The sequence below is a fragment of the uncultured Ralstonia sp. genome (assembly GCA_913056305.1).
Taxonomy (GTDB): domain Bacteria; phylum Pseudomonadota; class Gammaproteobacteria; order Burkholderiales; family Burkholderiaceae; genus Ralstonia.
Genome location: CAJXMR010000218.1, coordinates 1 through 7,610, shown reverse-complemented (window position 1 = coordinate 7,610; position 7,610 = coordinate 1). Strand labels below are relative to the sequence as shown.

Below are 7,610 nucleotides of genomic sequence, written 5' to 3'. Positions count from 1 at the left end.
ACGGTGGCTTGATCCATATCGCCTTGTTTGAGGCGCACACACTGACCGTCCTTCAGGTCGATGGCCGGGATGAGCAACATAAGCGTGACGACAAAGTTGAGTGGGGGGAGGAAAAAAAACGGGTTCGATTGCGACGCAGGTGCGGCGAGTACAGCGTTAAGGATTCCAGTGCACGAAATTCCGGTAGATCTGCAGACCGGCCTGTGCACTTTTTTCCGGGTGAAACTGTGTTGCAAAAATATTATCCCGGGCGATGGCGCAGGTAAACCGCACCCCGTATTCGGTCTCGCCGACCGATTCTTCGGGGTGTGCCGGGCGGGCATAGTAGCTGTGCACGAAGTAGAAGTAGCTCTGCTCCGGCACGCCAGCCCACAGCGCGTGGGCACGGCTCTGGTGCACGCGGTTCCAGCCCATCTGGGGCACTTTGTACCGCGAGCCGTCCGGCTGCAACTGGCCGTCCAGGTCGAATCGGATCACGTCGCCGGCGATCAGGCCCAGGCCGGCGGTGGTTTCCTGGCCGGCGCGCGCCTCGGTGCTGCGCTCCAGCAGCATCTGCTCGCCCACGCACACGCCGAGCATCGGCTTGGTGCGGGACGCTTCGAGCACGGCTTCGCGTAGGCCGGATTGGTCGAACGCGGCCATGCAGTCGGGCATGGCGCCCTGCCCCGGCAGCACCACGCGGTCAGCCGCGCGGATCTCATCGGCTTGCGCACTGATGCGCACATCGGCCTCCGGAGCGACGGCACGCAGGGCCTGCGCCACCGAGCGCAGGTTGCCCATGCCGTAATCAACAATGGCAATCGTAGTCATGATTTGAGAACAGGCAACAGGGTTTTCAGCCCGTCAACGATAAATTCCACGGCCAGCGCCGCCAGGATCAAGCCCATCAAGCGCGTGCCGACGTTGATGCCGGTGCGGCCGATCACGCGGGCGATCGGCTCGGCGGCACGCAACACGATCCACACCACCAGCGCGATCGCCACGCCCACGCCAGCCAGGAAAAACAGCTCCCACCAGTGGCGGGTCTTGCCCGCGTAGACGATCACCGTGCTGATCGAGCCCGGGCCCGTCAACAGCGGAATCGCCAGCGGCACGACCGCGATGCTGGCCTTGGCGCCGGCCTCGTCCTCTTCTTCGGGCGTGGCCTTGGTGCGGCTGGTCTGCGCGTTCAGCATGTTCAGCGCGATCATGATCATGATGATCCCGCCGCCCACCTGCAGCGAGCCGACCGAGAACCCGAAGAAGTTGATGATCTGCTCGCCCAGCAAGGCGGACAAGCCGATCACCACCGCCACGGAAATCGAGGCGACCTTGATGGTGCGACGCTTCTCCTCGTCAGTTTGGCTCTCGGTCAAACTGATGAAGAACGGGATCGCGCCGATCGGGTTGATCAGCGCGAGCAGCGAAAAAAAGCTCTTGGTCAGATCCATGGGATCGGCTGGCCAGTCAGGTGTCGTATGGGCGCGGCCAAGCCGACGCGGTGGATCAGAGTGCGCCCTTGGTCGACGGAATCGTGCCGGCGGCACGCGGATCGATCTCGACGGCCATGCGCAGTGCGCGGCCGAAGGCCTTGAACACGGTCTCGATCTGGTGATGCGCGTTGACGCCGCGCAGGTTGTCGATATGCAGCGTCACGCCGGCATGGTTGACGAACCCGCGGAAGAATTCGATGGACAGGTCCACGTCGAAGCTGCCCACGCGCGCACGCGTGAACGGCACATGGAACTCCAGGCCCGGACGGCCGGAGAAGTCGATCACCACGCGCGACAGGGCTTCGTCCAGCGGCACGTAGCTGTGGCCGTAGCGCACGATGCCCTTCTTGTCGCCGATGGCCTTGGCGACCGCCTGGCCGAGCGTGATGCCGACGTCTTCCACGGTGTGGTGATCGTCGATATGGGTGTCGCCGGTGGCCGAGACGTCCAGGTCGACCATGCCGTGGCGGGCGATCTGGTCTAGCATATGGTCGAGGAAGGGGACGCCGGTGTTCAGCGTCTGCTTGCCCGTGCCGTCCAAATCAAGGGCGACGCGGATCTGCGTTTCGGAAGTGTTGCGAGTGACCTCGGCACGGCGGCTCATGGGGCGTCCTGCAGCGATGCGGCAAAGGCATCGATAAATTGCGCGTTTTCTTCGGGGTTGCTGACCGTCACGCGAAGACAGTTGGCCAGCAATGGGTGCATTTTACTGACGTTTTTGACCAGAACGCGCCGTTTGAGCAAGCGCTCGAACAGACCGGCCGCATCAGGCACGCGCACGAGCACGAAATTGGCCGCGCTCGGGAACACCGTCACGCCCGGTTGGGCTGCCAGCGCGTCGATCAGCTTGGTGCGCTCGGCGCGCAGGGTCGCTGCCTGGGCATCGAGCACGTCCACATGGTCGAGCACGAAGGCGGCGGTGGCCTCGGTCAGCACATTCACGTTGTACGGCGGGCGCACCTTGTCGAGCTCGGCGATCCATTTCGGGTGGCCGGCCACGTAGCCCAGGCGGATGCCCGCCAGGCCCAGCTTGGAGACCGTGCGCATCACCAACAGGTGGTCGTACTCGGGCAGACGCGGCATCCAGCTGTGCTGCGCGAACGGCTGGTAGGCCTCGTCGACCACCACCAGGCTCTGGCACACCGGCCCGCGCGCGGCGCGGACGATGGCATCCATGTCAGCCGCGTCGAACAGGTTGCCGGTCGGGTTGTTCGGGTAGGCCAGGTAGATCACGGCGGGCTGGTGCTCGGCCATGGCGGCCAGCATCGCTTCGCGGTCGAGCGTCAGGTCCGCCTTGAGCGGCACGCCGACGAACTTCAGCCCCAGCAGCTGCGCCGACATCGCGTACATCACGAAACCCGGCACCGGCGCCAGCACGGTCGCGCCTGGCTTGGCCGCGGCAATGGCGATCAGGCTGATGATCTCGTCCGAGCCGTTGCCCAGCAGCACCTCGGCGCCGGCCGGCACGTGCATCACACGCTTGAGCTGCGCCTTGAGCGCATCGGCAGTCGGCACCGGGTACCGATTCAGCGCCACCTCGGCCAGGCGCTTGCCGAGCGCGTCGCGCAGCATCGCCGGCAGATGGTACGGGTTCTCCATCGCGTCCAGCTTGACCATGCCGGTCGCGTCGGGCACGTGGTACGCGCCCATGGCGCGAACGTCGTCGCGCACGATGCGGGCGAGCAGGTCTTCCAGGGAGGGTTGGGCTGGCGCGGTGGCAGTCATGGCGTAGCTGACGGTGTTATTCGGATTCGGTGCGTTGCAGGCGGTACTCGGCGCTGCGAGCGTGCGCCTGCAGGCCTTCGCCGTAGGCCAGCTCGGCGGCGATCTCGCCCAGCATCTGCGCGCCGGCTTCGCTCACCTCGATCAGGCTGGAGCGCTTGATGAAGTCGTACACGCCCAGCGGCGACGAGAAGCGCGCCGTGCGCGAGGTCGGCAGCACGTGGTTCGGGCCGGCGCAGTAGTCGCCCAGCGATTCGCTGGTGTACTTGCCAAGGAAGATCGCGCCGGCGTGGCGGATGCGCTCGGCCCACTGACGCGGGTGCTCGGCGGAAATCTCCAGGTGCTCGGGTGCGATGTCGTTGGCGATCTCGCACGCCTCTTCCATGTCGCGCACCTTGACCAGCGCGCCACGGCCCGACAGCGATTCGGCAATCACGTTCCGGCGCGGCATGTCGCCAAGCTGGCTGTTGATGCTGGCCTCCACCTGCGCGATGAAGTCGGCGCTCGGGCACAGCAGGATCGACTGGGCCAGCTCGTCGTGCTCGGCCTGCGAGAACAGGTCCATCGCCACCCAGTCCGGGTCGGTGGTGCCGTCGCAGATGACGAGGATTTCGGACGGCCCGGCGATCATGTCGATACCGACCGTGCCGAACACGCGACGCTTGGCGGCAGCCACATAGGCGTTGCCCGGGCCGACGATCTTGTCGACCGGCGGCACGGTCTCGGTGCCATAGGCCAATGCGCCCACGGCCTGCGCGCCGCCGATGGTGAACACGCGGTCCACCCCGGCGATGCAGGCCGCGGCCAGCACCAGCTCGTTGCGCACGCCACCCGGCGTGGGCACCACCATGATGATTTCCTTGACGCCCGCCACGCGCGCCGGAATCGCATTCATCAGCACCGACGACGGGTACGCGGCCTTGCCGCCCGGCACGTAGATGCCGACGCGATCGAGCGGCGTCACCTTCTGGCCGAGCACGGTGCCGTCGGCTTCCGCGTATTCCCAGCTATGCGTGCCGCACTCGATCTTCTGCTTCTCGTGGTAGGCGCGTACGCGAGCGGCGGCGGCTTCCAGCGCGGCGCGGCGCTTGGGCTCCAGGCCATCCAGCGCGGCCTGCAGCACGGTCGGCGACAGTTCCAGCGCGGCCACGCTGTCGGCTTCGATGCGGTCGAAGCGGTGCGTGGCTTCCAGCACAGCGGCGTCGCCGCGTGCCTTTACGTCGGCCAGGATCTGCGCGGCGGCGCGGTCGATGGCTTCGTCTTCGCTAGCCTCGAAGGCGAGCACCTGGCGCAGTTGCGCCGCGAATCCGGCGTTGGCCGAATCCAGCTTACGGATGGTCAGGCTCATGCGGGTTCCCCAACGCGCGCATCCTGGCGGGAGGCGCGTTCAAAAGCGTCGAGGATCGGCGCCAGCCGCTCGCGCTTCAGCTTCAGCGCAGCCTGGTTGACGACCAGCCGGGACGAGATCTGCACGATCTCCTCCACCTCGACGAGGTTGTTCGCGCGCAGCGTGCCGCCGGTGCTGACCAGGTCGACGATGGCATCGGCCAGGCCCACCAGCGGGCCCAGCTCCATCGAGCCGTACAGCTTGATCAGGTCGACGTGCACGCCCTTCTTGGCGAAGTGCTCGCGCGCGGTGTTCAGATACTTCGTCGCCACCGACAGGCGCGCGCCCTGGCGCACCGCATTGGCGTAGTCGAAGCCCTTGGGCACCGCCACCGACATGCGGCAGCGGGCGATGTTCAGGTCGATGGGCGCATACAGGCCCGCCATGCCGTGCTCCATCAGCACGTCGCGGCCGGCCACACCGAAGTCCGCGGCGCCGTACTGCACGTAGGTCGGCACGTCGGAGGCGCGCACGATGATCACGCGCAGCGCCGGGTCGGAGGTCGGCAGGATCAGCTTGCGCGAGGTTTCCGGATCTTCGGTCACCTCGATGCCGGCGGCCTTCAAGAGCGGCAGCGTCTCTTCAAAGATGCGCCCCTTCGACAGCGCCAGCGTGAGCTGGTTGGAGGCGGACTGGAATGCGTTCATGGCCTGCGTGTTCCTTACCTTACGCCTGGATGCGGCGGATCTTGGCGCCGACGGCGGAGAGCTTGTCTTCGATGCGGTCGTAGCCGCGGTCGAGGTGGTAGATGCGGTCGACCAGCGTCTCGCCCTGCGCCACCAGGCCGGCGATCACCAGGCTGGCGGAGGCACGCAGGTCGGTTGCCATCACGGTCGCGCCCGACAGTTGCTCGACGCCGGTCACCATCGCCGTCTTGCCGTCGATCACGATGTTGGCGCCCAGGCGGTTCAGTTCCTGCACGTGCATGAAGCGGTTTTCGAAGATGGTCTCCGTCACCGTCGCGGAACCCTCGGCGATGGCGTTGAGCATCATGAACTGCGCCTGCATGTCGGTCGGGAAGGCCGGGTATTCGGACGTGCGGAAGCTCACAGCCTTCGGGCGGCCCGTCATCTGCACGCGGATCCAGTCGTCACCGGTGGTGAGCGTCACGCCCGCCTCGCGCAGCTTGTCGAGCACGGCATCGAGGATGCCCGGCGGCACGCCGCGCAGCGTCACGTCGCCGCCGGCCGCGGCCACGGCGCACAGGAAGGTGCCGGCTTCGATGCGATCGGCAATCACGGTGTGCTCGGCGCCCTTGAGCGACTCGACACCCTGAATCACCAGGCGATCGGTACCGATGCCTTCGATGCGCGCGCCCATCTTCACGAGCAGGTTGGCGAGATCGGTCACTTCCGGTTCGCGGGCGGCGTTTTCCAGCACGGTCTCGCCGTCGGCCAGCGCGGCGGCCATCAGCAGGTTCTCGGTGCCGGTCACCGTCACCATGTCGGTGACGATGCGCGCGCCGCGCAAGCGCTTGGCGCCGTCGGCGAGCTTGGCTTCGATGTAGCCGTGCTCGATGACGATCTCGGCGCCCATCTGCTGCAGGCCCTTGATGTGCTGGTCGACCGGGCGTGCGCCGATGCCGCAGCCGCCCGGCAGCGACACGCGTGCATGACCGAAGCGCGCCAGCAGCGGGCCCAGCACCAGGATCGACGCGCGCATGGTCTTCACCAGGTCGTACGACGCTTCCGGTGTGTGGATGGTGGCGGCGTCGAGCGTGACCTCGTGGCCGTTCTGCGTGCCCTCCACGCCCATCTGGCGCAGCAGCTTGAGCATGGTGCGCACGTCCTGCAGGTTGGGCACGTTGTGCAGCACCAGCGGCTCGGGCGTCAGCAGCGCGGCACACAGGATGGGCAGCGCGGCGTTCTTGGCGCCAGACACGCGGATTTCGCCCGACAGCGGGCCATTGCCTTCGATCAGCAGTTTGTCCATGAGCGAGACGTCACGTCGGTCAGTTCGCAGGGGGCGCTCGGCGAGCGCAAGGTCGGAATCGGTTTCTACGGCAACCGGGGTGGGATCGAGTTCGGCCATCTCAGGACTTCCACTCCGTCGGGGTCAGCGTCTTCATGGACAGCGCGTGGATCTCGGCGCGCATGCGGTCGCCCAGCGCCGCATACACGAGCTGGTGACGCTGGATCAGCCGCTTGCCTTCGAACTGCGCGCTGACGATGGTGGCGAAGAAGTGCTGACCGTCGCCCTCGACTTCGAGGTGTTCGCACGGCAGGCCGGTTTCGATGTACTGCTTGACTTGTTCGGGTGTGGGCAACATGCCGTCCCTCTCCTGCAAAACGTTAGGGTGGTGCGTCGTTGGTTGTTTTGTCGACGCATCAATGGCGCAGTTTGTAGCCCGTGCGCAGCATCTGCAGGGCAATCCCCCCCACCACGATCAACGCGATCAACATCACGCCGAGGCTCGTCGCCACCGGCACATCGGACACGCCGAAGAAGCCGTAGCGGAAGCCGTCGATCATGTAGAAGAACGGGTTGGCGTGGGACACCGCCTGCCAGAATGGCGGCAGTGAATGGATCGAATAGAACACGCCCGCCAGGAAGGTGGCCGGCACGATCAGGAAATTCTGGAACGCCGCGAGCTGGTCGAACTTCTCGGCCCAGATGCCGGCGATCAGCCCCAGCGTGCCGAGCACGGCCGCGCCCAGCACGGCAAACACGATGATCCACAGCGGCTGCGCGAAGTGCAGGTGCGCGAACCACGTCGTCACCAGCAGCACGCCCGTGCCCACGGCCAGGCCGCGGATGACGGAGGCCGTCACATAGGCGCCGAACATCTCCCAGTGCGATAGCGGCGGCAGCATGATGAACACCAGGTTGCCGGTGATCTTCGATTGGATGAGCGACGACGAGCTGTTTGCAAACGCGTTCTGCAGCACGCTCATCATCACCAGGCCGGGCACCAGGAAGGCGGTGTAGCTGAGCTGGTCGAACACCTTCACGCGGTCTTCCAGCACGTGGCCGAAGATCAGCAGGTACAGCAGCGCGGTCAGCACCGGCGCGGCCACGGTCTGGAAGCT

The 7,610-nt window shown here is 66.3% G+C and carries 10 protein-coding genes; all 10 read right to left on the bottom strand.

All coding sequences use genetic code 11. From position 1 onward, the window contains the following. The coding region (locus QZ609_RS22245; protein WP_295499600.1) for a HisA/HisF-related TIM barrel protein at nucleotides 1-80 on the bottom strand (80 nt) is incomplete at its 3' end. 76 nt (nucleotides 81-156) lie between these two features. Then, nucleotides 157-810 carry an imidazole glycerol phosphate synthase subunit HisH gene (gene hisH / locus QZ609_RS22240; RefSeq protein WP_295499597.1) on the bottom strand — a complete coding sequence of 218 codons (654 nt, stop codon included), beginning with the start codon at nucleotides 808-810 and terminating at the stop codon, nucleotides 157-159. Continuing rightward, nucleotides 807-1,430 carry a MarC family protein gene (locus QZ609_RS22235; protein ID WP_295499595.1) on the bottom strand — a complete coding sequence of 208 codons (624 nt, stop codon included), beginning with the start codon at nucleotides 1,428-1,430 and terminating at the stop codon, nucleotides 807-809. The genes hisH and QZ609_RS22235 overlap by 4 nt, the downstream gene beginning before the upstream one ends. Before the next feature lie 55 nt (nucleotides 1,431-1,485). Beyond that, a complete protein-coding gene (hisB, locus tag QZ609_RS22230) occupies nucleotides 1,486-2,076 on the bottom strand; it encodes an imidazoleglycerol-phosphate dehydratase HisB (protein WP_295499593.1) in 591 nt (196 codons plus the stop codon). Next, nucleotides 2,073-3,197 carry a histidinol-phosphate transaminase gene (gene hisC / locus QZ609_RS22225; protein ID WP_295499592.1) on the bottom strand — a complete coding sequence of 375 codons (1,125 nt, stop codon included), beginning with the start codon at nucleotides 3,195-3,197 and terminating at the stop codon, nucleotides 2,073-2,075. The genes hisB and hisC overlap by 4 nt, the downstream gene beginning before the upstream one ends. Nucleotides 3,198-3,213: 16 nt before the next feature. Then, nucleotides 3,214-4,542 carry a histidinol dehydrogenase gene (gene hisD, locus QZ609_RS22220; protein WP_295499590.1) on the bottom strand — a complete coding sequence of 443 codons (1,329 nt, stop codon included), beginning with the start codon at nucleotides 4,540-4,542 and terminating at the stop codon, nucleotides 3,214-3,216. Next, nucleotides 4,539-5,228, bottom strand: a complete 690-nt coding sequence (gene hisG / locus QZ609_RS22215) for an ATP phosphoribosyltransferase (protein WP_295499588.1) — start codon at nucleotides 5,226-5,228, stop codon at nucleotides 4,539-4,541. The genes hisD and hisG overlap by 4 nt, the downstream gene beginning before the upstream one ends. 19 nt (nucleotides 5,229-5,247) lie before the next feature. Beyond that, nucleotides 5,248-6,513, bottom strand: coding sequence for a UDP-N-acetylglucosamine 1-carboxyvinyltransferase (gene murA, locus QZ609_RS22210; protein ID WP_295499599.1), 1,266 nt, complete (start codon nucleotides 6,511-6,513; stop codon nucleotides 5,248-5,250). A gap of 100 nt (nucleotides 6,514-6,613) precedes the next feature. Continuing rightward, entirely contained in the window at nucleotides 6,614-6,850 is a 237-nt protein-coding gene (locus QZ609_RS22205; RefSeq protein ID WP_295499586.1) for a BolA family protein, read from the bottom strand. A 58-nt stretch (nucleotides 6,851-6,908) separates the two neighbouring features. Continuing rightward, on the bottom strand, nucleotides 6,909-7,610 hold a 702-nt coding region (locus tag QZ609_RS22200; protein WP_295499584.1), incomplete at its 5' end, for an ABC transporter permease.